This is a genomic window from Oleiphilus sp. HI0086 (assembly GCF_001635225.1).
The window spans coordinates 1-618 of the sequence record NZ_LWFZ01001169.1; the positions used below are offsets into that span (position 1 = coordinate 1).

Here is a 618-nt window from a genome sequence, read left to right on the forward strand (position 1 = left end):
ACCCTGATACGGTGGTAATAGAAGTACTGGAAAATATCGAAATTACAGACAAGGTTGTTTCCAGCCTAAAAAAGCTTAAACAACGCGGTTTCACGCTAGCACTTGATGACTTTATTATGGATGAACGTTATCAACGCATATTGCCACTGGTAGACATTATTAAACTAGAACTACCTGAAATGGACGATGATGAATTACAGGCAACTATTAAAAACCTTAAGCAGCATGACGTAACTCTTCTGGCGGAAAAGATCGAAACACCTGAGCAATTTAAGCGCTGCCACGAACTTGGCTGCGACCTCTTCCAAGGCTATTTTTTATCCAAGCCCGAGATAATTAAAGGTAAGAAAATCGCTGCAGGAAAAATGGCAATAATTAACCTAATTTCTGAAATTCAAGCACCCGAGATTGATATGGATGGCTTAACCTCCATTATTTCCCGAGACCCGGCACTAAGCTTCAAGCTTCTCAAGCTAATTAACTCTGCCGCCTTTAAACGAAGCAACACCATCGACTCTATTCACAAGGCAGTCACCTTACTGGGCATAGATAAAATTAAGAGCTGGGCCAGCTTGCTGGCATTAAGCAAGTTGGACGACAAGCCCGAAGCGCTGCACT

At 42.4% G+C, this 618-nt stretch carries 1 protein-coding gene; it reads left to right on the top strand.

The genetic code is table 11. From position 1 onward, the window contains the following. On the top strand, positions 1–618 hold a 618-nt coding region (locus A3756_RS20430), incomplete at both ends, for an EAL and HDOD domain-containing protein (RefSeq protein ID WP_156490643.1).